At 70.3% G+C, this 20997-nt stretch carries 16 protein-coding genes; 11 read left to right on the top strand and 5 right to left on the bottom strand.

From position 1 onward, the window contains the following. Positions 1–55: 55 nt before the first annotated feature. On the top strand, positions 56–2086 hold the full coding sequence (locus HH310_RS08005; RefSeq protein WP_169174794.1) for a phosphatase PAP2 family protein: 2031 nt from the start codon (positions 56–58) through the stop codon (positions 2084–2086). Here HH310_RS08005 and HH310_RS08000 read toward each other — a convergent pair. Beyond that, positions 2039–3370: a CdaR family transcriptional regulator gene (locus tag HH310_RS08000; protein ID WP_211191904.1), complete on the bottom strand. Its 1332-nt coding sequence runs from the start codon at positions 3368–3370 to the stop codon at positions 2039–2041. The genes HH310_RS08005 and HH310_RS08000 overlap by 48 nt on opposite strands. Positions 3371–3504: 134 nt before the next feature. Between HH310_RS08000 and hpnC the strand changes: the two genes are divergently transcribed. The 8 genes from hpnC to HH310_RS07960 all read left to right on the top strand — a co-directional run bounded on the left by hpnC (position 3505) and on the right by HH310_RS07960 (position 13494). Then, positions 3505–4314, top strand: a complete 810-nt coding sequence (gene hpnC / locus HH310_RS07995; RefSeq protein ID WP_211191903.1) for a squalene synthase HpnC — start codon at positions 3505–3507, stop codon at positions 4312–4314. Next, positions 4311–5174 carry a presqualene diphosphate synthase HpnD gene (hpnD, locus tag HH310_RS07990; protein WP_169174792.1) on the top strand — a complete coding sequence of 288 codons (864 nt, stop codon included), beginning with the start codon at positions 4311–4313 and terminating at the stop codon, positions 5172–5174. The genes hpnC and hpnD overlap by 4 nt, the downstream gene beginning before the upstream one ends. Next, a complete protein-coding gene (hpnE, locus tag HH310_RS07985; protein WP_169174791.1) occupies positions 5171–6496 on the top strand; it encodes a hydroxysqualene dehydroxylase HpnE in 1326 nt (441 codons plus the stop codon). Before hpnD ends, hpnE begins: the two co-directional genes overlap by 4 nt. Further along, positions 6493–7470: a polyprenyl synthetase family protein gene (locus HH310_RS07980; RefSeq protein ID WP_169174790.1), complete on the top strand. Its 978-nt coding sequence runs from the start codon at positions 6493–6495 to the stop codon at positions 7468–7470. The genes hpnE and HH310_RS07980 overlap by 4 nt, the downstream gene beginning before the upstream one ends. After that, on the top strand, positions 7471–9351 hold the full coding sequence (shc, locus tag HH310_RS07975) for a squalene--hopene cyclase (RefSeq protein ID WP_169174789.1): 1881 nt from the start codon (positions 7471–7473) through the stop codon (positions 9349–9351). Positions 9352–9806: 455 nt separating this feature from the next. Further along, positions 9807–10757 carry a 4-hydroxy-3-methylbut-2-enyl diphosphate reductase gene (ispH, locus tag HH310_RS07970; protein WP_396027501.1) on the top strand — a complete coding sequence of 317 codons (951 nt, stop codon included), beginning with the start codon at positions 9807–9809 and terminating at the stop codon, positions 10755–10757. An 8-nt stretch (positions 10758–10765) separates the two neighbouring features. Further along, a complete protein-coding gene (gene hpnH, locus HH310_RS07965; protein WP_211191926.1) occupies positions 10766–11764 on the top strand; it encodes an adenosyl-hopene transferase HpnH in 999 nt (332 codons plus the stop codon). A gap of 2 nt (positions 11765–11766) precedes the next feature. Further along, positions 11767–13494, top strand: a complete 1728-nt coding sequence (locus HH310_RS07960) for a 1-deoxy-D-xylulose-5-phosphate synthase (protein ID WP_169174786.1) — start codon at positions 11767–11769, stop codon at positions 13492–13494. Positions 13495–13526: 32 nt separating this feature from the next. Here the strand turns inward: HH310_RS07960 and HH310_RS07955 are convergent, their stop codons facing one another. Beyond that, positions 13527–14378: a PPK2 family polyphosphate kinase gene (locus HH310_RS07955; protein WP_169174785.1), complete on the bottom strand. Its 852-nt coding sequence runs from the start codon at positions 14376–14378 to the stop codon at positions 13527–13529. 292 nt (positions 14379–14670) lie between these two features. On the opposite strand from HH310_RS07955, the gene HH310_RS07950 reads away from it, so the two are divergent. After that, on the top strand, positions 14671–15162 hold the full coding sequence (locus tag HH310_RS07950) for a hypothetical protein (protein WP_169174784.1): 492 nt from the start codon (positions 14671–14673) through the stop codon (positions 15160–15162). A gap of 135 nt (positions 15163–15297) precedes the next feature. Here the strand turns inward: HH310_RS07950 and HH310_RS07945 are convergent, their stop codons facing one another. Together HH310_RS07945 and HH310_RS07940 are read right to left on the bottom strand one after the other, a co-directional pair. Continuing rightward, entirely contained in the window at positions 15298–16434 is a 1137-nt protein-coding gene (locus HH310_RS07945; RefSeq protein WP_169174783.1) for an aminotransferase class V-fold PLP-dependent enzyme, read from the bottom strand. Between the two features lie 1270 nt (positions 16435–17704). Further along, the gene (locus HH310_RS07940; RefSeq protein WP_312033903.1) at positions 17705–18583 is read right to left on the bottom strand and encodes a serine hydrolase; all 879 of its coding nucleotides are present in this window, start codon (positions 18581–18583) and stop codon (positions 17705–17707) included. Positions 18584–18758: 175 nt separating this feature from the next. Here HH310_RS07940 and HH310_RS07935 point away from each other — a divergent pair, with 175 nt between their 5' ends. Next, the gene (locus tag HH310_RS07935; RefSeq protein WP_169174781.1) at positions 18759–19673 is read left to right on the top strand and encodes a hypothetical protein; all 915 of its coding nucleotides are present in this window, start codon (positions 18759–18761) and stop codon (positions 19671–19673) included. 153 nt (positions 19674–19826) lie between these two features. On the opposite strand, the gene HH310_RS07930 is transcribed toward HH310_RS07935, so the two are convergent. Beyond that, positions 19827–20864, bottom strand: coding sequence for an alpha-lytic protease prodomain-containing protein (locus HH310_RS07930; RefSeq protein ID WP_169174780.1), 1038 nt, complete (start codon positions 20862–20864; stop codon positions 19827–19829). Positions 20865–20997: the final 133 nt, after the last annotated feature.

The following is a 20997-nucleotide window of genomic DNA, read 5'->3' as shown; positions in this document are numbered from 1 at the left end:
GGCAGTGACCGGTCTAACCCTCGCTCTTTACGACGATAAATGTTAAAAGTCGTAAGTGACCTTGGGGAAGTCCGACACTCGTGCCGCCCACTGGGCGCGTCTCTCCCCCTGGCGTGAGCTACTGATCGGCCTCGCGATCTTCGCGTTGTACAGCCTCGTCGAAGCGCTGCACAGCCCGGCCCGAGAGAGCGCCGCAGACCGCCACAGCAGGGACATCTTCGAACTCGAACGCTGGCTGCACATCGACATCGAGCCGGCGCTCAACCGATGGCTGGCGCCGCATGATCTCCTGCGCACGCTGGCCAATTACGAGTACGCCACGACGTATCTCCTGTCCGCCGCCCTTGCCCTGGTGTGGCTGTATTTGCGGCGGCCCGACCGATATCGCGAGATGCGTAACTCGTTCGTCGTGATGAACGTGCTCGCCATCGCGACCTTCTGGCTCTACCCGATGGCGCCGCCCCGCTTCCTCGCCGAGGCGGGCTTCGTCGACACGGTCGCCGACGGGCGCACCTGGGGGTCGTGGGGTTCGCCGCTGGTCACGCACGCCAATCAGCTGGCCGCCATGCCGTCGCTGCACATCGCGTGGGCGCTCTGGGTGAGCGTGGCGCTGGCCCAGATCAAGCACACGCGTACGGTGCAGGGAATCTCTCTGGTGCACGTGGCGGTGACCCTGTTCGTGATCATGGCGACCGCGAACCACTACCTGCTCGACGCGGTCGGTGCCGTGGTCGTGGTGCTGGTCGGCGCGCTGGTCGCCAAGCTGATCACCCGAGATCCGGACGAGGTGCCCGCCCCGGACGCGTTCTTCCTGTACGTCGAGTCGCCGGTGGCCGCGCAGCACGTGGGTGGCCTGATCATCCTGGACACCTCGAAGAGCGACTACGCGCACGAGGACGTGGTCACCACCATCCGGGACCAACTGGACAATTTGCCCCGATTCCATCAGCGGCTCGAGTTCCGCGGCCGCTGGCGCCGGCCGCGCTGGGTCGAGGTCAACCGGGACGAGATCGACTGGGACTGGCACGTTCCGCTCTACGACCTGACCCGCCCGGACGGCACCCCCGGCGGCTTCCGCGCGCTGCACGAGCTGGTGGCCGAGATCGCCGGCGAGCCGTTCCCGCGAGATCGTCCGATGTGGCGCTTCGTGGTCGCGCACGGCGTGGAGAGCAACCGGGCGGCCGGCCTGTTCCTGGTGCACCACGTGATCGCCGACGGTGTCGGTACGGTGACGCAGTCGCTGAACATCCTCTCGCCGCGTTACACGCCCCGCCTCCCACCGCAGCGGGTGCCCTCGGGGTTGCGGCGCGCGGCCGCGACCACGGTCGGCATCGCGCAACTGGCCACCGACGGCTTCCCGAAGGTGAAGCTGCCCACCGGCAACGCCTCGGCCCGCGGGTTCACCACCGTCGACATTCCGCTCGTCGAGGCGCGCAAGCTGGCCCGGCGCGAGCACGTCAAGCTCAGCGACATCCTGATGACCATGGTCGCCGGGGGGCTGAGCATCGCCGCGCCGGAGGCCCCGCACGGGCTGCTACGGGTGTCCGTCCCGCTGATGGTCCGGCCGCCGGACGCGGCCGCCGAGGGCAACCTGACCGCCGCCGTGATGACCGAGGTGCCGCTCGGCCCGATGGACGGCGGCGAGCTGGCCCGGCTGGCCGAGATCCACCAGCGCAGCCGCTCGCTCTACAGCGGGTCCCGCACGCTGGCCTCGAACTTCGCGATGCGGGCGGCCGGTACGGTGCTGCCGGTGCCCGGGCACGCGTGGTTCGCGAGGACCGTCTACGGCGGCGGGGTGTTCCAGGCGATCGTCTCCAACATGCCCGGACCGGACAAAACGCTCAGCATGGCCGGTGCCCCGCTCACCCACGCGTACCCGATCCTGCCGCTCGCCCCGCGGGTGCCGATCGCGGTCGGCGCGCTGGGCTGGGACGGCTGGCTGTCGGTCGGCGTGGCCGTCGACCCCGCGCTGGTCGAGGACGCGGAGACGCTGGCCGCCGCGATGCGGATCGTCTACGACGAGCTGTGGGCGAGCGGTTCAGACCGCCTTGCGCCGGCGGCCCTGCGGGGGCGGGGTGCCGTCTGACTCCGGCGCCTGCAGGTTCGGCTCGGCCGCGGTGCCCCAGGCCAGCGCGAGCGTGAGCCGGGTGCGGGTGGCCGGGTCGTCCAGCGACCGGCCGAACGCGGCGTGCAGCTGGCTCATCCGGTAGCGCACGGTCTGCGGGTGGATGTGCAGCTCGGCGGCCACCGCCTGCCGGTCGCCCATGTGCCTTAACCAGGCGCCCAGCGTCTCGCTCAGGCGTTCGCGGGTGGTCGGGGCGAGCCTCGCCAGCGGCGCGAGGGCCTGTTCGCGCAGCGCCTCGAGCAGCTTGGCGTCGCGGTGCACGATCAGCGCGTCCAGGTGGTCCTCGACGAACACCGGGTCGTCGGTGAGGATGCCGCCGGCTCTCAGACGTGCGGTCAGCTCGGCGAACTGGACGCTGACCGGCAACTGCTCCAACGGCACCGGATGCCCGACCACCGCGCCGGTCCCGGCCAGCGCGGTGCTCAGCCGCTGCCGGCGGCCCGGCCGCACCGGGTCCGGCACGATCGCACCCAGCAACGCCCGCCGGTGGATGATCAGGCACGAGCTGTCCAGCCGGTTGAGCACCTCGTGACCCATCGCACTGCTGACCGCCAGCAGGATCACCGCGGCCTCGCGCGGCAGGGTCCAGCCGGCCCGGATCGCGGCGGCCCGCACGGCGGTGCTGTCCGAGCGGTCGGAGAGCAGCAGCTCGACCAGTTCGTCGCGCAGCAGCTCCCGCTCGGCCACGTTCAGTGACTGTTCCATCACGTAACCGCGGGCCGACGCCGAGGAGAGCTGGTCGACGAAGGCGAACACCGCTTCGGCCAAGGCGGCCAGGGTGTCCGGTTCCACGCCGGTCTCCAGCGCGGCACCGGAGACGTAGCGCCAGGCCACCCGGGCGCCGACCTGGTACGCGGACAGCAGCGTGGAGACCTCCCGGCCCTCCCGCCACTGCACCCGGCCGATCTCCTCGAACAGCTCGAGCTGGTTGCCGACCGGCCGCTCGCGCAGGCTCTCGGCGCCGCCGTGCTCGGCCGTGTCGATCAGCCAGAGCATGAACGCCTCGGCCGCGCCGGTGACCTCGGCCTGCTCCTGCGCCAGGAATTCGGCATAGTCCGGCCAGCTGTTGGCGAGCATGACCCGGACCTCGTCGAGCATCTCCGGGAGCCGCCGGAACAGCACCGGCAGCATCTCGTGCAGCTTGGGTTCCTGGCCGATCCGGTCGAGGTACGCGTCCAGCTCAGGGCTTCGCCCAGGCCAGCCGAACGGTTCCTTGCCGTCGTCGACGGATTCAGATGAACGCATCCACTACCTACCGGGGTTTTGTGCGTACGTGACAAAAAGCCGCGCAATAACCACCTCTAACTGCGCAGATCATGGCCCCTCCCGCAGAGCAGCATCAAGGGGTGGGGGAAGTAAGGGGGGTCATTGTTCCGCCGGTGACCATAAAGGACAGACAGCATGCGGAGAACTTTCCGGTTGCGCTGCGCGTGCTGCCGCGGCGTCATCGCGAGCATCTGGAGGCGGTGTACGGCTTCGCCAGGACGGTCGACGACCTGGGTGATGAGTCCCTCGGTGACCGACTGGCGAACCTTGATGCGTTTGCCACCGACTTGAACCTTATCTGGGCCGGACGCAGGCCTTCAACGCCCGTTCTGGTGCGTCTGGCCGGCACTGTCCGGGACTGTCAACTGCCCGCCGAGCCGTTCCTTCGACTGGTCGAGGCGAACCGTCAGGACCAACGGGTGAAGAGCTACCGAACCTTCGACGACCTACGCGCGTACTGCACCCTCTCGGCCGACCCGGTCGGCCGAATAGTTCTCGATGTGTTTTCCGTCACGACGCAGGCCCGAGTGGCATGGTCTGACGCTATTTGCACGGCACTGCAGCTCGTCGAGCACTGGCAGGACGTGGCCGAGGACCGGCGTAACGGCCGCGTCTACCTGCCCGCCGAGGACCTGGCCCGATTCGGGGTCACCCCGGCTGACCTGGACAAATCGAGCACGCCGGACGCCGTACGCAAGCTTCTGGCTTTTGAGACCGATCGAGCCGAGTCGCTCCTGCGCGAAGGGGCGCCGCTGGTGAAGAGCCTGCGCGGCTGGGCCCGGCTGTCGGTGGGCGGCTTCCTGGCCGGCGGTCTCGCCACGGTCGACGCGCTCCGGCGCTGCGACTACGACGTGCTCGCGCGCACGCCGAAACCGAGCAAGCGCGACGTGCTGCGGCATCTCATCGCGGAGGTAGCCCGATGACCAACACACTCGCCGAGGCGTACGCCGCGACCGAGGAGATCACCAAGACGGAGGCGAAGAACTTCTACTACGGGATCCGGCTGCTTCCCGAGGACAAACGGGCCGTGCTGTGCGCCGTCTACGCGCTGGCCCGCCGGATGGACGACATCGGCGACGGCGACCTGCCGGTCGAGGACAAGGTGAGCGCGCTGCGGGCGCTGCGCGGCGAGCTGGCCGCGCTCGATACCAGCACCGATCCGGTCCTGGTCGCGGTGGCCGACGCGGCCCGGCGCTACCCGATCCCGCTGGGCGCGTTCGACGAGCTGATCGACGGCGTCGAGATGGACGTCACCGGCCGCCGCTACGAGACGTTCGACGAGCTGGTCACCTACTGCCGATGTGTGGCCGGGGCGGTCGGCCGAGTCTGTCTGGCCGTCTTCGGCAGCAAACCGCACCCGGAGGCCGCGCGCTACGCCGACCAACTGGGGATCGCGCTGCAGCAGACGAACATCCTGCGTGACATCCGCGAGGACCTGATGAACGGCGGCCGGGTCTACCTGCCGCAAGAGGACCTGGACCGGTTCGGGGTCGACCTCAAGCTGGACGAGCACGGCGCGCTGGTCGACGCCGGCGGCGGGCTGAGCGCGCTGATCCACTTCGCGGGCGAACGCAACCGCCGCTGGTATCGCGACGGCCTGCGCCTGGCCCCGCTGCTGGACTGGCGCAGCAAGGCCTCCTGCCTGGCCATGGCGGGCATCTACCGCCAGCTGCTGAACCGCATCGACGACCAGCCGAGCCTGGTCTTCACCCAGCGGCTCTCGCTCACCGGCCGGGAGAAGATCGGCGTAGCCCTGCGCTCGCTCACCGGGAGGGCCTCGTGACGAACGTTGCCGTGATCGGCGGGGGCCTGGCCGGCATCGCCGCGGCCGTGCGCGCCGCGGACGGCGGCGCCCGGGTCACCCTGTTCGAGGGCAGGCCGAAGCTCGGTGGGCTCACCCACTCGTTCAAGCGCGGCGACCTGGACATCGACAACGGGCAGCACGTCTTCCTGCGCTGCTGCACGGCGTACCTGGGCCTGCTGGACCGGCTCGGCGTCACCGGCAGCGTGTACCTGCAACCGAAGCTGGCCATCCCGATCGTCTCGCCCGGACAGGATCCGGTGTGGCTGCGCGGCGACCCGTTGCCCGCGCCGCTTCACCTGGCCCGCTCGGTGCTCGGCTACACGCCGCTCACCGTGCTCGAGCGGCTGCGCTTCGGCACCGCCGCCCTGGCGCTGCGCCGGGTGAAGCTGACCGCGCCGGCCACCGACGAGCAGAGCTTCGGTTCCTGGCTGGCCGCACACGGCCAGAGCCGCCGGGCCATCGAGACGATGTGGGACCTGGTCGGCATCGCCACCCTCAACGCGCGAGCCGACGAGGCGTCGCTGGCCCTGGCGGCCAAGGTCTTCCAGACCGGCCTGCTGACCGACTCCGACGCGGCCGACATCGGCTGGTCGCTGGTTCCGCTGGGCGAATTGCACGGTACGGCGTCGCAGCGTGTGCTGTCCGGCCTGGGCGTGACGGTGCACACCTCGGCCAAGGTGACCGCGGTCCGCCCGGCCGGCACCGGCTGGGACGTCGACGGCCAGCGGTTCGACCAGGTGGTCTCCGCCGTGCCGCCGGACGTGGCGGCGAAGCTGCTCCCGGAGGGCGTCGTGCCGGCCGGCGGCGAGCTCGGCACCTCCCCGATCGTCAACGTGCACGTCGTCTACGACCGCCGGGTGCTCGACGAACCGTTCGTGGCCACCATCGACTCGCCGCTGCAGTGGGTGTTCGACCGCACCTCGCACTCCGGGCTGACCGAGGGGCAGTACATCGCGGTGTCGCTGTCGGCCGCCGACCAGCTCATCGACGTCCCGGTCGCCGACCTGCGCGAGCGGATGCTGCCCGCGCTGGAAGCCTTGCTGCCGGCCGCGCGCGGCGCCGAGGTGCGCGACTTCTTCGTCACCCGGGAGCGGCACGCCACGTTCCGCTCCGCGCCCGGCACCGCGAAACTGCGGCCGCCGGCGGCCACCGCGCTGCCCGGGCTCTGGCTGGCGGGCGCGTGGACCGACACCGGGTGGCCCGCGACCATGGAGGGCGCGGTGCGCAGCGGCGAGACGGCCGCTCACGGGCTTCTCCACCACATGTCAACGATGTCTACCTTGGACGGTGTTGCGCCATGACGACCGTGCTGGAAAGCCTTCACCGCAGCCGTGACGCCATCACCCCGGCGATGCGAGCCGCGATCGACCGCCTCGACGCGACCACCCGCCACCAGGCCGCCTACCACTTCGGCTGGGTGGATGCCGACGGGCGGCCGGACAAGGGCGGTGGCAAGGCGGTGCGCCCGGCGCTGGCGCTGCTGTCCGCGCAGGCCACCGGCGGTCCCGCCGAGATCGGGCTGAGCGGGGCGGTCGCGGTCGAGCTGGTGCACAACTTCTCGCTGCTGCACGACGACCTGATGGACCACGACGAGCAGCGCCGGCACCGGTGCACGGTCTGGCTGCTGTGGGGCAGCTCCAGCGCCATCCTGTCCGGCGACGCGCTGCTCGGGCTGGCCCAGGAGGTGCTGCTCGACAGCGGGCTGCCCACCTCGGCGCGGGCCGCGCTGATGCTGGCCAGGTCGACCCGCGAGCTGATCCGCGGCCAGGTCCAGGACCTCTCGTTCGAGGAACGGGACAGCGTCACGGTCGAGGAGTGCCTGCAGATGGCGGCCGGCAAGACCGGGTCGCTGATGGCGGCCAGTGCGGCGATCGGCGCGGTGCTGGCCGGGGCGCCGGACGAGACGGTGCACGCGCTGGAGACGTACGGCGCGCAGGTCGGGCTCTCCTTCCAGCTCGTCGACGACGTCCTCGGCATCTGGGGCGACCCGGCGGTCACCGGCAAGCCGGTCTTCTCTGATCTGCGGGCCGGCAAGAAGTCGCTGCCGGTAAGCTACGCGCTCGCGCAGGACACGTCGATCGCGCTCATCGACCCGGAGGACCTGGAGAAGCGGGCCGACGCCATCGAATCGGCCGGCGGCAAACAGTGGGCCCTCGACGAGGCGGCCCGGCGCATGCGGATGGCCGAGGACGCGCTGGACTCCGTCGTATTACCGCCGACGGTGCGGGCCGACCTCGTCGCGCTCGGGCACTTCATCGTGGACCGGGAGGTCTGAGTGACCACCCAGGTCCGTACCAGAGCCACCGCCGACGCGCTCGACGACGCGGTCCGCTACCTGCGCGGACTGCAGGACGAGGCCGGCTGGTGGAAGGGCGAACTGCAGACCAACGTCACCATGGACGCCGAGGACCTGCTGCTGCGCGAGTTCCTCGGCATCCGGCAGGAGGAGGAGACGGCGCAGGCCGCGCGGTGGATCCGCTCGCAGCAACGCGACGACGGCACCTGGGCCAGCTTCGAGGGCGGCCCGCCGGAACTGTCCTGCACGGTGGAAAGCTGGGTGGCGCTGCGGCTGGCCGGCGACGCGGTGGCCGAGCCGCACATGCGCCGCGCGCAGGAGTGGATCCTCGCGCACGGCGGCGTCGAGAAGACGCGCGTGTTCACCCGGATCTGGCTGGCCCTGTTCGGCCTGTGGTCCTGGGCGGACCTGCCGAACATGCCACCCGAGTTCGTCTTCCTGCCCAAGTGGTTCCCGCTGAACAAATACAACTGGGGCTGCTGGGCCCGGCAGACGGTGGTGCCGCTGACCATCGTGAGCACGCTGCAGCCGGTGCGGCCGCTGCCGTTCGGCATCGATGAGCTGCGCACCGGCCGCCGGGTCAAGCCGACCGGCGCTGTCTGGACCTGGAAGGGCGCCTTCAACCGGCTCGACAAAGTCCTGCACGCGTACGCCAAGAAGCCGCTGAAGGGCCTGCGACAGAAGGCGATCGACCAGTCGGTGGCGTGGATCCTGGCCCGGCAGGAAGCGGACGGCGGCTGGGGCGGCATCCAGCCACCGTGGGTGTACTCCTTGCTCGCGCTGCACCTGCTCGGCTATCCGCTGGACCATCCGGCGGTCAAGAAAGGCCTCGACGGGCTGGACGGCTTCCTCATCCGGGAGTCCACGCCGGACGGTGTGGTGCGCCGGCTCGAGGCGTGCCAGTCGCCGGTCTGGGACACCGGCCTGGCCGTCATCGCGATGCTCGACGCCGGCGTGCCGGCCGACGACCCGGCCATCGCGAAGGCCGCGGACTGGCTGGTGGGCGAGGAGATCACGGTCAAGGGCGACTGGTCGGTGCGCCGCCCGGCCCTGGCGCCGGGCGGGTGGGCGTTCGAGTTCGCCAACGTCAACTACCCGGACACCGACGACACCGCCGAGATCGTACTCGGCCTGCGCCGGGTGGCCGGCGACAACCCGGCGATGCGAGCCGTGGTCGACCGGGCCGTCGACTGGACCGTCGGCATGCAGAGCAAGGACGGTGGCTGGGCCGCGTTCGACGCCGACCAGCTCAGCGCGCTGCCCACCAAGCTGCCGTTCTGCGACTTCGGCGCGGTCGTCGACCCGCCGTCGGCCGACGTGACCGCGCACGTGCTGGAGATGCTCGCGGCCGAAGGCAAGGCGGACCGTGCGCCGGCCCGGCGCGGTATCGCCTGGCTGCTGAAGAACCAGGAGGACGACGGCTCGTGGTTCGGCCGCTGGGGCGCGAACCACGTCTACGGCACCGGCGCTGTCGTTCCGGCGCTGGTCGAGGCCGGCGTGGACCCGGCGTCGCCGCCGATCCGCCGCGCGGTGCGCTGGCTGCTCGAGCACCAGAACGAGGACGGCGGCTGGGGCGAGGACCTGCGCTCCTATGTGGATGTCGCCTGGCGCGGCCGGGGCACCACGACGGCCTCGCAGACGGCGTGGGCGCTGCTCGCGCTGATGGCCGCCGGTGGCGCCGACGCGGCGGTCGAGCGCGGTGTCGCCTGGCTGGTCGAGAGCCAGGAGGTGGACGGGTCGTGGGACGAGCCCCAGTTCACCGGCACCGGCTTCCCCGGCGACTTCTACCTCAACTACCACCTGTACCGGATCGTCTTCCCGATCACCGCGCTCGGGCGCTACGTGGCGAGCCGCTCATGACCGCCGTCATCGGAACGCCGCTGTCGATCGAGAGCTGGGCCGTGCCCGGGTCGGTGCGGCTCGGCATGGGCACCCGCGCGGCGCTGCCCGACGGTGACGCGTTCCTGGTGGCGGGCGTGGCCGGCGGGCTGGGTCCGTCGGTGCGGCCGGGCGACGTGGTGGTGGCGCCGGACGCGTCGGCGCCGTTGCTGGCCGGGGCGTTGCGACGACTCGGCTTGACGGTCCATATCGGACCGATTCACACCAGCGACCACATCGTGACCGGGGCCGAACGCCGGGCCTACAACGCGCTCGCGGTCGACATGGAGACGGAACGGTTGCGGGTCGCGGCCGGGGACCGTCCCTTCGCGGCGGTGCGGGCCATCTCCGACGGGGTCGGGGCGCCGCTGTGGTCGCCGGCGATGCTGGGCCGCGGCGTACGGGCGCTGAAAGCTCTGCGGACCGCGACGCCGGCGCTGCGGCAGTGGGCCGAGGCGATCGGTGGCCGCGAGGTTCTGCTGGCCGCGCCGCGATCCTTCTGTGCCGGCGTGGAACGGGCCATCGAGGTGGTCGAGCGGGCCCTGCACCAGCGGGGTACGCCGGTCTACGTGCGGCGGCAGATCGTGCACAACGCCCACGTGGTGCGGCGGTTGCGCGAGCTGGGCGCGATCTTCGTCGACGAGATCGAGGACGTGCCGCCCGGCTCGACGGTGGTGCTCGCCGCCCATGGCGTCGCACCGGCCGTGCGCACCGCCGCCCGCGAACGCGACCTCGACGTCATCGACGCCACCTGCCCGCTCGTGACGAAGGTGCACAGCGAGGTCAAGCGGTACGCCGGCCGGGGCGAGACGGTGTTCCTCATCGGGCACGGCGACCACGAGGAGGTGGTCGGCACGCTCGGCGAGGCGCCCGCCGACATCGTGCTGGTCGAGGACGTGGCCGCGGCCGAGCGGGTCACCGCGCACGATCCCGGCCGCGTCGCATACGCCATGCAGACCACCCTCGCGGTCGACGAGGCCGAGGAGATCGCGTCGGTGCTGCGGTCCCGCTTCCCGGCGCTGCACGCGCCGCGCCGCGAGGACATCTGTTACGCCACGACCAACCGGCAGCAGGCGGTGCGGGCCATCGCCCGATCCGCCGATCTCGTCCTGGTCGTCGGCTCGGAGAACTCGTCCAACTCGGTACGCCTGGTCGAAGTGGCCGCGCGTGAAGGAGCGCGGGCGCACCTGGTCGAGGACGCCGGCGAGATCGAGCTCGCCTGGCTGGCCGGCGTCCGCACCGTAGGCATCACGGCCGGGGCCTCCGCCCCGCCGCATCTGGTCGACGACGTCGTCGCCGGCCTCGCCGGGCTTGGCCCGGTCACGGCCCGCGAATCCCGCGTCGGCGCCGAGAACGTCCAATTCGCACTGCCCAAGGAGGTGAGCTAGGCGTGGGGATGCCATTCCGCCAGACAGTCCGGCTCGGCCAGTATTTGATCAAGCAGAAGCTGAAGGGTGCGAAGAAGTACCCGCTTCTCGTCGAGTTGGAGCCGCTGTTCGCATGCAACCTCGCATGCATCGGCTGCGGCAAGATCCAGCAGCCGCACACGTTGCTCAAGCAGCGCATGCCGGTGGAGCAGGCGGTCGGCGCGATCGAAGAGAGCGGCGCGCCCATGGTCTCCATCGCCGGCGGCGAGCCGCTCATGCACCCGCAGATCGACGAGATCGTGCGGCAGCTGCTCGACCGCAACAAGATCGTGTTCCTGTGCACGAACGCGGTGCTGCTGCCCAAGCACCTGCACAAGTTCAAGCCGCACAAGAACTTCGCGTGGATGGTCCACGTGGACGGCCTCAAGGAGCGCCACGACCTCTCGGTCAACAAGGACGGCGTGTTCGAGCAGGCGGTCGACGCGATCAAGCAGGCCAAGGACGCCGGCTTCCGGGTGATGACGAACAGCACGTTCTTCAACACCGACAGCCCGCAGACCGTCATCGACGTGCTCGACTACCTCAACGACGAGCTCAAGGTCGACAACATGCAGGTCAGCCCGGCGTACGCGTACGAGAAGGCTCCCGACCAGGAGCAGTGGCTGGCCGTGGAGGAGACGCGGGAGCTGTTCCGCAAGGCGTTCAGCCAGGGACGGCGCAAGAAGTGGCGGCTCAACCACTCGCCGGTGTTCCTCGACTTCCTGGAAGGCAAGAAGGAACTCGAGTGCACGCCGTGGGGCATCCCGTCGTACTCGCTGCTGGGCTGGCAGCGGCCGTGCTACCTGCTGGCCGACGGGTATGCCAAGACGTACAAGGAGCTCATCGAGACCACCGACTGGGAGCAGTTCGGCCGCGGTAAGGACGAGCGCTGCGCGAACTGCATGGCTCACTGCGGATACGAGCCGACGGCGGTCATTGCCACGATGGGTTCTCTCAAGGAGTCGCTGCGCGCCGCCGTGAGCGTGTAGCCATGACTCTGCAGATAACCCCGCCAGTAAACCTGGAGATGGTCAACTGCCCTTCCGACGTACGCGCGTTGCCCGTCGACGCGCTGCCGGTGCTCGCCGCTCAGATCCGCCGGCGGCTGATCGACACGGTCAGCCGCACCGGCGGGCACCTCGGCCCGAACCTCGGCGTGGTCGAACTGACCATCGCCCTGCACCGGGTCTTCGACTCCCCGCGTGATGCCATCGTGTGGGACACCGGCCACCAGGCCTACGTCCACAAGATGCTCACCGGGCGGGTGTCGGCTCTAAGCTCGCTGCGGCAGGCGGGCGGGTTGTCCGGGTACCCCAGGCGTGCGGAGAGCCCGCACGACCTGGTGGAGAATTCCCATGCGTCGACAGCCCTCTCGTACGCCGACGGGCTGGCGAAGGCGTTCGCACTGCAGGACGCTCCGGACCGTGCGGTGGTGGCCGTGGTCGGCGACGGCGCGATGACCGGGGGCATGTGCTGGGAGGCGCTGAACAACATCGGCGCCTGCTCGGAACGGCCGGTCATCGTGGTGCTCAACGACAACGGCCGCTCGTACTCCCCCACCGTGGGGTCGGCGCATTCCGCGCTGCCCTCGCTGTTGTCCGACCTGGGCCTTTCGTACATCGGGCCGATCGACGGTCATGATGTGGGCGCGGTCTCGGCGGCCCTGGTCTCGGCGCGTTCACTGAAGCGGCCGGTGGTCGTGCACGTGCTGACGGTCAAGGGCAAGGGTTATCCGGCCGCCGAGGCCGAGGAGTACGACCGGATGCACGCGATCAGCCCGCCGCCGTCCTCGTCCGCCTCGGTGTCGGCGCCGGCCCGGGTGTCCTGGACGTCGGTGTTCGGCTCGGCGCTGGTGCAGCTGGCCGCGTCCCGGCCGGACCTGGTCGCGGTGACCGCGGCGATGCTGCATCCGACCGGGCTGGGCGAGTTCGCGTCGGCGTACCCGTCGCGGATTTTCGACGTGGGCATCGCCGAGCAGCACGCGGTCACCTCCGCGGCCGGTCTGGCGATGGGCGGCATGCATCCGGTGGTGTGCGTCTACGCGACGTTCCTCAACCGGGCATTCGACCAGTTATTGATGGACGTGGCGCTGCATCGGCTGCCGGTGACGTTCGTGCTGGACCGGGCCGGTGTGACCGGCAGCGACGGGCCGTCGCACAACGGCATGTGGGACCTGTCGCTGCTGGCCATCGTGCCGGGGGTGCGGGTGGCCGCACCCCGCGACGGCGAGACGCTGCGCCGGTTGCTCGCCGAGGCGGTGTCGTTCGAGGGCCCTGCGGTGCTGCGCTTCCCGAAGGCCGACGTGGGCGCGCCGCTGCCCGCGATCGACCACATCGGAGAGTCGGACGTCCTGTTCTCGTCGCCGGACGCGTCGGTGCTGATGCTCGCGACCGGGCCGCTGGCGGGGGCCGCTCTGGAGGCGGCACGGGAACTCGAGCTCGACGGCATCGCGGTGACGGTGGTCGATCCGCGTTGGGTGCTGCCGCTGGCGCCGGAGCTCGTGGAGGCGGTGGCCGGTCATCGGCTGACGGTGACCATTGAGGACGGCGGGGTGGCCGGCGGCTTCGGGGCGTCGGTGATCCGGGCCTGTCCGGGCAGCCGCGTCGAGGTGCTCGGCTTAGATCAGGAGTTCATGGATCACGGGTCCCGTGGGGCATTGCTGGCGTCGCAAGGGCTGGACGCCGCGGGTATCGCCGCGGCGGTGCGCCGGGCTTACTAGTCGCGGGGTGTCCGCCTCCCGGGGCGGACACCTCACGGCATGGACTTCAGCCGCTCGCGTTCCGCGTTCACGTCGAAATCGGCGGGCGGATACTGCGGGTCGAGCTCGGCGAAGGTCTCCTGCAGCAGGGTGGCGACGGCCCAGTTGCGATACCACTTGCGGTCGGCCGGAACCACGTACCAAGGGGCCTCGGCGGTGCTGCATTTGGTGAGCGCGTCCTGGTACGCGCGCTGGTAGTCGTCCCAGCGCTGCCGCTCGTCGAGGTCGCCCGGGTTGTACTTCCAGTACTTGGCAGGGTCGTCGAGCCGGTCGGCGAGGCGTTCCTTCTGCTCCTGGAACGAGATGTGCAACATGACCTTGACCATGGTGAGGTCGTCGCCGGCCAGCTCCTTCTCGAAGGCGTTGATCTGCTCGTAGCGGGCCGACCACTCCTTCTCCGGTACGAGCTCGTGCACCCGGACGACCAGCACGTCCTCGTAGTGCGAGCGGTTGAAGATGCCGACCATGCCCGGGGCGGGCAGGGCGCGGCGGATCCGCCAGAGGAAATCGTGGGATCGTTCCTCGGCGGTGGGTGGTCCGAAGCCGACGGCGCTGAGGCCGGCCGGGTTCATGCCGCGGGCGATCGCGCGGACCGTGCCGTCCTTGCCGCCGCAGTCCATCGCCTGCAGGACGAGCAGGACGCGGCTTTTGCTCGTCTCGTGCTTGGCGGCGGCGAAGAGGCGCTCCTGATAGCCCGCCAGTTGTTCGCCGATCTCGCCGACCTGTTGGGCCGACCAGTCTTTCGGGTCGTGGCGGAGGTCGGGCAGGCCTGGGGTGCTGCGGGGATCGATGTCGGACAGCTTGGTGTGGGCGTTGACCGCCAGGCGGCTGCGGAGATCTGACATCGGCCCTCCCCTTCATGGCACACCAAGATCTTACGCTGCGTAGGGGGAGGCGCCGCCGATCCGCCGCGATCGGTTCCGACCCGGTGCGATCCGCCGGGTCGGTCGCTCCGACCCGATGGCGATCCGTAGGCTTCGTCGCTCCGACCCAGTGGCGATCCGTCGGGTCCGTCGCTCCGACCCGGTGGGGCTGTGCGCGGGACGTCGTGGTCGACTGGCAGGGGCTTTTCTCTTCGGCACCTGCCGAGCCCACCCCCTTCCGAACAAATCGGAAATTTCACGATAGGAGCGGAATTTGGACGCCGAGCGCGACCTGGAGGCTCGGGTGCGTGAGCACCTGCAGCCCGGCGAGACCTTCCGCGCCGCGATCTGGGCGAGCCGGGCGGACGGGCGCACCTCGGTCGGCATGACACGCCGCGAGATCTCCCCGTTCCGGTTCCGCCGGCCGATGCCCGAGGCCCCCGGCGCCCGCCGCGGCGTCGACGGCGCGCCACGCAGCCGCGCGGTAACCCTGGACCAGCAGATCAGCATCGTCACCGACCCGCGGATCCTCGCCCTGACCGACCGCCGCCTGATGGTCCTGTCCAAGCGCGCCGGTTCCTGGCGCGGCCTGTTCCGCCCATCCGCCGGCCCCGTGCCGCCGTTGCGCCTGCGCTGGGATTGCCCTCGCGCCGACCTGGCCTCGGCCACCGAACAGTCCGGCCGCCTGCGCCTCACTTTCACCGACGGCTCCGGCGTCTCCCTGCTCACCCCGACCGCCCAGGTCCAGCCCTTCCTGGCCGGCTGACCGCCCAGGCCCAGCCCTTCCTGACCGGCTGACCGCCCAGGCCCAGCCCTTCCTGGCCGGCTGACCGCCCAGGTCCAGCCCTTCCCCGCTTGCTGACCACCCAGGCCCAGCCCTTCCTCACCGGCTAACCGCCGCTCAGACGCTGGCGATCACCGTCGCGACGAGGCGGTCGACGTCGGCCTCGGTGACGTGCAGGTGTGGTGCCACCCGGATCGCGTCGCCGCGGCGCGGTGCGAAACAGTTCGCGGCCTTCAGCGCGGCGGCAACTCGCTCGGTCGCACCGGCCGGGAAACGCAGCCCGAGAAAATGCGGCCCGCGCGGCTCGGTGGCGGTGACGCCCGCATCAGCGAGCCGCGTGGCGATCTCCGCCGTGACGCCGGCGAGCGCCGCCGCGATCCGCGACGGCCCCCACGCGAGGACCTGCTCCAGCGCCGCGATCGCCATCGGCGTGATCTCGAATAGTGTCCGCGCACCCTGGTCGTACCGCCGCGCGCCGGGCAGATACTCGTCGCGATAGTCCACCAGCCGCGCGAAGTCGTCCGAGCCCTCCCGCAAGATCCAGTTCTCCTCCAGGGGCCGCCCCTGGCGGTGTTCCTCGGCGACCCACAGATAGCCCCGCCCGAACGGCCCCAGCAACCACTTGTACCCGACCGACACCACGAAGTCGGGACGCAGCGCGGCCACGTCGAGCGGCAGCACCCCCAGCGACTGGCTGGCGTCGACCACCAGCCGGGCGCCGATCGCATGCGTGGCCGCCGCAACCTCAGCAAGATCGACCAGCCCGCCGTCGGTCCAGTGCACGTTGGGCACCGACACGATCCCGACCCGCGAGTCGATCGCCGCCAGCACCGCCTCGGTCCACGTCTGGCCCGGCGCCCGCGACACCGTCCGGATGCCCGCGCCGACCCGCTCGGCCAGGACCCGCCAGGTATACGGCCCGGACGGATACTCCTCGGCGAGGACCAGCACCTGCTGCCCGGCCGTCAGCGGAAGGTTGGCCGCCGCGACCGCGAACCCGTAGCTGGTCGCCGGCACGAGCGCGATCCCCTCGGCGTCGCCCCCGACCAACCGCCCGGCCAGCGCCCGTAGCCGCTCCACGTCGGTGAACCAGTCGGCCTCACCGATCTCCCACGGCCGGGCCCGCTGCCGCAGCGCCGCCTCGCCGGCCGCACGAACCGACCGCAACACCGGCGACAGGCTGGCCGTATTGAAATAGGCCACGTCCTCCGGAACGTCGAACAGATCCCGCTGCGACTCCCACCCATCGACCACACCAGACCTTAACGCGTCCTAGCCGGATAAGTTGCCGGTCGAGGTGCAGCCACCAGCTGCTGAACGCCCCCTCGGTGGCAGCAGCCCAGACGGTTGGTAGCGGTTCCTCGGGGGCCGGGCCGTTTGAGTCTCCCGGCTTCCAGCCTCCGAGCGGCTCACTATGTGTAACTGTTCAGCTGGTTCCGTCGGCCGGGGAGTCCCCCGTGCGAGGCGACGCCGCCAGGCCCGGGCAGGTCCCAGCTCCCCACAATGGGCGCCCCACCCGGGTGTGGGCAGTAGCGACGCCGGGGAGGCCGTGGCTCCCCACACCGCGGCCAGCCCACCCCCGTGTGGGGAGTCGCGACGGCCGGGAGGCTGCGGTTCCCCACACCGCGGCCACCCTCACCCACGTGTGGGGAGTCGCGACGGCGAGGAAGCTGCGGTTCCCCACACCGCGGCGACCCACAGCAGGTGTGCGGACCTGTCACGGCCGGAACGTCCCAGCTCCCCACAGCGGCGGCCCTCACAGGTCCGCCACGGAAGGCCACCGCATCGGACGGTGAGCGGCGCGAGAACCAGCTGAACCGTTCCACTATATGAACATCGCGCCCACATCGTGGGATTCATTCAGACCTTGGAGAGTTGCGCCCACATACGAGCCATAACTCTCCAAGGTCTCGTAATCAGGCGCTCGGCCGCCTCCACAAACGCCGTGTTATCGGACAAACTGTCATTCCACAATGGACGAAGGTCCTACATTGCGGACGCCGGGTCCAGGATGTGGTCGCCGGTCTCAGTATGCGGCCGGGAGTCCCACAAAATGGACGCACCGCGTGTCACTCGCCGGGCCTGCGGGCCAGCCTGTCCACCTGGTCACCGGAAATATCGAAAATATCGGAAATGCGCCGGGGTCGGGGGCGATCGTGCGGTAGCCGGCGGCGCCGAGGGTGTGGATCTGGTGCCCGGAGGCACCGCAAAGCCGGGGCGCACCGCAGTGCCCGAGCGGACCGCAGTGCCCGAGCACAGGGGTGCCCGGAGGCACCGCAAAGCCGGGGCGCACCAGAGTGCCCGAGCACACCGCAATGCCCGAGCACACCGCAATGCCCGAGCCCACCGCAAATGCCCGAGCACACCGGACGACACGCGACCGGAGCGCTGACCGCCGACGGCCGCCGAGTCGGATCGCCCCCATCGCTCAGAGCGCCTCGTCCTCCACACCCAGGACTTACTCGTCCAGGGGCCCATCGCCGGGACAACGAACGCCATGGTGCGGCCGGACCGCTGACGCAAACTAGTACTTCAAATACTGCCTGGTCATCTTGGCAACCGTCTCGACCTCGCTGATGCCGCTGTCCATCGTGGCGTTCCGATGGCTCAAGACGGCAAGCGAGACGTCCGTGTCGTCGCTCGTGATGCGGCCGACCGAATTGACTGCCCACAAACCATTGTCAGCCGTACGCGTGTCCCAGCCGTTCTTGACCGTGAACTCCTCACCCGGCTTCGCTGCGGCGGGCACGCCCCATTCCTGCGTCTTGTCGACCGAGTTCATCAACGTGAATGCCAGCTTGCGCGAATCGGCGTCCAGCGGGCTCTTCGGGTCGACCAGTTGGCCGAGCAGCTTGATCTGGTCGTCCACCGTCGTCCTGGTAAGGCCCCACGCGCTGTTCACCACGGTCTGGGTGAGCCCGAGCCGCTTGTTGCAGGCGGTGACCGCGGATTTCCCGCCCAGCCCGGTGAACAACGACGTCGTCGCGTTGTTGTCACTCAACCGGATCATCAGCTTGGCCTTGGCCAGCTCGCTCGACGTGAGGTCGCGATCCTTGTCCTGTGCCTTGAGCAGCAGGCACCCGAGCACCTGCACCTTGACGATGCTGGCCGTGTCGTATTTCTCGGTACCGCGGAACGAGAACTTCTGTCCCGTTTTCTTGTCGAGCACCGCGACCGAGAACTCGGGTTTGCCGACCGCGTATTTCGTCAGGGCGGCGGTCAAGTCCTTCGCCCGCTTCGCCCGCGCCTGGGCGGCCAGCTCCTCCGGGGACGGTCCGGTGGGCGTCGGCGACGAGGTGGCACCGCCGGACGCGCTGGTCAACGACAGCACACCGCCGTCGCCGCCGCGGAACAAACCCACGCCGACCAGACCCACTCCCGCCAGGACCCCGACTGCCGCCACGACAAAGATCCAAGTTCGCGTACGTCGCACGGAGCCCATAGTGCCGTGTCCGAGCCGCGGATGGTTATTCGAATCCGATCTCCTTAACAAGTTTTCAGACAATTTCCCCGTACGCCTCGAACGCTGTCACCGACAGTGACCGACGGGCCTTGGTCCGGGAGCGCATGATGGTGGCATGGCATTACCGCTGTCTCCCGGGGCGCTCGTCGACGTCACCCGGTCCGTGGTCGGTCAGGTACTGGAGACGGCGGCCGCCGCGGCCACCATCCCGGTGCGGGTGATGAGTCTGCTGGGCCAGAGCGAGCTGCTGGTCAACCGGATCACCGTGATCGCCGGCGAGGCGGAGACGCTGATCCGGCGCGTCACCGAGATCGCCGACGAGGCCGAGGCGACGGTCGCCGAGGCGCGCGTCATCGCCGCGTCCGCAGGCCAGCTCATGGACCAGGCGAAATCCACGTCGGAGGCGGCCGCCACGATCGTCGGCCAGGCAGCGGGCATAACGGACGCCGCCACCGAAATCACCAGGAGCGCAGCCGTCGTCATGACCCAGGCGTCCGGCATAGCCGACTCCGCGGACGCGATGGTGACCCGCGTTTCCGGCATCACCGACTCCGCCGACGCGATGGTCGCCCGGGTCTCCGGCATCACCGACTCCGCCGACACGATGGTCACTCGGGTTTCCGGCATCAGCGACGCCGCGGACACGCTGGTCGGGCGGGCCGCGGACGTTTCCGACGCGGCGGCGGCGGTCGTCGAACAAGCTGCCACGGCGGCCGGCGAGGCTGCGGCGCTGCTCGAGGCGTACGGGGAAACTCTTCGCAAGGGTGCGCCGTTGGCGGCGAGATTTGTCGATGAGCTCTCGCCGGAGGAGGTCACCGCGGCGATCCGGATGATCGATCAGCTGCCGCAGTTGCGCGAGCATCTGATCAACGACGTGATGCCGCTGCTCGGCAAGCTCGACCAGGTGGGCCCGGACCTGCACAAGCTGCTCGAGGTCACGGAAGACCTGCGGCTCGCGATCGCCGGCCTGCCCGGCCTGAAGATGCTGCGCCGCCGGGGTGAGGAGCGAGAGGACGCGCGCCAGCCCTGAGGCCGGGTGCCAGGCCGCGCACGCAAGCGCTGAGGGCGTCCAGTCGATCCCGGCGCTGTGTGCGGCGCGTAGCATCTGGCCGTTGCGAGCCGGAAAGGCGAGCGAGCGACGGCCCCCGCCGAAGAGTCCGGCGGGGGCCGCTGTGAAGCGGGATCAGAACACCGAGACGCCGTAGACGCTCAAGGCTTCGGTGACCGGCTGGAAGTACGTCGTGCCGCCGGAGCTGCAGTTGCCGCTGCCGCCCGACGTCATGCCCAGTGCGGTGCTGCCGGCGTAGAGCGAGCCGCCGCTGTCGCCGGGCTCGGCGCACACCGTGGTGCGGATGAGGCCGCTGACCGAGCCCTGCGCGTAGTTGACCGTCGCGTTGAGCGCGGTGACCCGGCCGGAGTGGATGCCCGTGGTCGAGCCGCGGCGGGTGACCGTCGAGTTGACCGCCGGGGTGCCGGCGCCGGTGATGTCGACCGAGCCGACCGTGCCGGACTTGGCGATCGTGGTGTTCGTGTAGCGCACGATGCCGTAGTCGTTGCCCGGGAAGCTCGTGCCCGCCCGCGTGCCCAGCGTCGCCGAGCCGTTGGTCCAGGTCGTGGCGATGTTGGTGCAGTGGCCCGCGGTCAGGAAGTAGTACGTGCTGCCGCTGCGCACGTTGAAGCCGAGCGAGCAGCGCGAACCGCCGGCGTAGATCGCGTCGCCGCCGGAGATCTCGGTGCTCAGCGTGCCGGGGGTGCTCTCGATGCGGGCCGCGTCGCCGAGCTTCGCGACGGTGGCCTTGACCGCGTCCAGCTTCGCGCCGGTGACCGTGCTGTCCACCGTGACGACGACCTGGTTGCTCATCGGGTCCACGGCGAACGCCGTACCGACGGTCTTCAGGTTTGCCTTGAGGTTGGAGTCGGCGGCCGCGAGGGTCGCGCCGCTGCGGGCCACGAACCGGGCGGTGGCGCCCGCGGCGGTGACGGCTCTGGCCGTGGCCGCGTCGGTGACGTTGACGACGACCTTGCCGGCGCTGTCGACGTAGGAGCCGGCGGCGCTCGTGCCGAACTGCGAGTCAATCCTTGAGGCGAGGGCGGAAGGGGCGAACGAGGGGTCTGCGCCGGGGGCGGGCGCGGCCGACGCGGGTGACGCGGCGAACGCGGAGCCGACGAGTACGCAGGCGGCCAGGCCGACGATCGGCCGGCGCAGCTTCCGGTTGAGCACGGTTCCTCCCGGGGGTAAGGGGACACACCAATGTGCTCATGCAGTATTGATCGATCTCGATGCGTATTCAAGCCACCACAATGTGCACCGAATTACGGCTAAATCGTGCTGGCCTGCGAAAACGCGTGCGCCA

It is taken from the genome of Actinoplanes sp. TBRC 11911 (genome assembly GCF_012933445.1).
Lineage (GTDB): Bacteria > Actinomycetota > Actinomycetes > Mycobacteriales > Micromonosporaceae > Actinoplanes.
This window is presented reverse-complemented; position numbering and strand designations above follow the sequence as displayed.

Excerpts from the sequence above, each read along its gene's own strand:
- hpnH (WP_211191926.1), top strand. The coding sequence starts at position 10,766 with ATGCCATTCCGCCAGACAGTCCGGCTCGGCCAGTATTTGATCAAGCAG.
- HH310_RS08000 (WP_211191904.1), bottom strand. The coding sequence starts at position 3,370 with ATGCGTTCATCTGAATCCGTCGACGACGGCAAGGAACCGTTCGGCTGG.
- HH310_RS07980 (WP_169174790.1), top strand. The coding sequence starts at position 6,493 with ATGACGACCGTGCTGGAAAGCCTTCACCGCAGCCGTGACGCCATCACC.
- HH310_RS07960 (WP_169174786.1), top strand. The coding sequence starts at position 11,767 with ATGACTCTGCAGATAACCCCGCCAGTAAACCTGGAGATGGTCAACTGC.
- HH310_RS07955 (WP_169174785.1), bottom strand. The coding sequence starts at position 14,378 with ATGTCAGATCTCCGCAGCCGCCTGGCGGTCAACGCCCACACCAAGCTG.
- HH310_RS07935 (WP_169174781.1), top strand. The coding sequence starts at position 18,759 with ATGGCATTACCGCTGTCTCCCGGGGCGCTCGTCGACGTCACCCGGTCC.
- hpnD (WP_169174792.1), top strand. The coding sequence starts at position 4,311 with ATGACCAACACACTCGCCGAGGCGTACGCCGCGACCGAGGAGATCACC.